The sequence below is a fragment of the Turicibacter sp. T129 genome, from assembly GCF_025594975.1.
In the GTDB taxonomy this organism is placed as follows: Bacteria; Bacillota_I; Bacilli_A; order MOL361; family Turicibacteraceae; genus Turicibacter; species Turicibacter bilis.
On the sequence record NZ_JAMQUU010000089.1, the window covers coordinates 1 to 1,730 of the forward strand.

The following is a 1,730-nucleotide window of genomic DNA, read 5'->3' on the forward strand; positions in this document are numbered from 1 at the left end:
GGGCATGCGCCCAACATCCCACTAATTCAATATTCGGTAAGTTCTTATATCCGGAATACCCATCACAATGCAGGTAGCCTTTAAATCCATCGAGTAATTGTTCAGCGACGACTCTTGCACGAGTTAAATCTGCGTGATAATAAACGATGGGTGTTTCGCATTCTTTACCTGTTTGAATTAACCAGATTCGTGCCTGAGATGTTGCGTCACGTCCATCCGTTCGATTTAACACTTGATAGTGCGTTTCATCGGCATGAAGAACTTCTTCTTTTACTAAGATTTTGGCGAAATAATCGTAAAGTGGGCGTAACCAATCATTGGCGACTTTGATCATCCAGTTCGCCATCGTGCGCCGACTTAATTCTAAACCATACGTCTGCCATTCTTTCTCTTGACGATAAAGTGGAAGGCTTAATTCATACTTTTGATGGATCATCCAAGCTAGAACACTAGGCCCAGCTAAGCTCCTTTGAATGGGTCCTTTAGGGACTTCAGCACATTGAATCGGCTGTGGTTCATAGGAGTCATCATGACAATCACACTTATAAGCGTGTGAATAGTACACTTTTTTAAATAGTTTCGCTGGGATAAAGCAGACCTCTTCACGAATGATTTTCTTTCCCATCGGTTTCATCTTTTGACCACAATAGTCACATGTACAATCTTCACCATGTAACTCACAGTGAATTTCTTCAACGGGTAAATCTTTGGTTAGCTCTGCCTTACGCCCCGATGCCTTACGGCGGCGATATGTGATTTCTTCTGTTGGTTCAATGTTTGTTTGGTCGTTTTCTAAAACAGGATCCTCAAAAAGTGAGAGTTGATTGGGATCAACTTTAGTTTTCTCGCTTGAGGATCCAAAAAGCTTTTTTGTTAGAAATTCTACTTGTTCCGTTAATTGTTGAATTTTTAGAGTCTGCTCAGTGATTTGTTGATCTTGTTGAGTGATTCGTTGAGTTTGTTGATCCAGTTTTTTTAATAAGTTCTGATTTTCTTTGATTAGTTTTGATTCAAACGTACTCAATTGCCTCACCTCTTTTTCTAAAATGATTCATGTTAGGCTTAGTATGCCCAAAAGTAGATAGAAAATACAGGTTTTATTACCATTTTATAATGATTTAAATCAGACATCCTGTTTGAGCTGGTTTGATGGCTTTAGGTTGTTGAATAGATAAGCCTTCAAGTAGCCAACGAAGCTCCTGATGGGTTAATTTTTTGACTTCTTCTTGGTTTCTTGGCCATTGAAGGTTCCCCTTCTCAATCCGTTTATATAATAAGATAAAACCGTCTTTATCCCAATAAAGGGCTTTGAATCGGTCTTTTTTTCGTCCACAAAATAGGAAAAGGGCATCGTTAAATAAATCAAGATTATACTTGTCTGTGATGATACCTGCTAGTCCATCAATGCCACAGCGCATATCAGTGTGACCACAAACGATAAATATGTTTTGAACATTCGAGAAATTAACGAGCATGTTTAGACATCTCCGCTAAAACGGCATGTAAGATATGTTTATCAACTCCATTATAAAACGTCGCTTCAGCACCGTTTATTTTGAAGTAACATGAAGGGGTATCAGTATAGGGCTGATCAGATGAAGATTGATTTAACTGAACAGGAACAATGATCGGATTTTCTTTCATAAAAAAATTGACCTCCTTTTCTTTGATAGCTTCATTTTAGCTCAAAGTTGGAGGTCAAAATAGACAGGTTTATATTACCCGCTTAC

The 1,730-nt window shown here is 38.3% G+C and carries 3 protein-coding genes; all 3 read right to left on the reverse strand.

All coding sequences use genetic code 11. The annotated features are described in order from the left end of the window. Positions 1-1,024 (reverse strand): IS66 family transposase (gene tnpC / locus NEH75_RS12445; RefSeq protein WP_262948958.1); only part of this gene is annotated, 1,024 nt, incomplete at its 3' end. 94 nt (positions 1,025-1,118) lie between these two features. Beyond that, entirely contained in the window at positions 1,119-1,475 is a 357-nt protein-coding gene (gene tnpB, locus NEH75_RS12450; RefSeq protein WP_256656469.1) for an IS66 family insertion sequence element accessory protein TnpB, read from the reverse strand. Further along, entirely contained in the window at positions 1,465-1,644 is a 180-nt protein-coding gene (locus NEH75_RS12455; RefSeq protein ID WP_055276859.1) for a hypothetical protein, read from the reverse strand. The genes tnpB and NEH75_RS12455 overlap by 11 nt, the downstream gene beginning before the upstream one ends. Positions 1,645-1,730 lie beyond the last annotated feature (86 nt).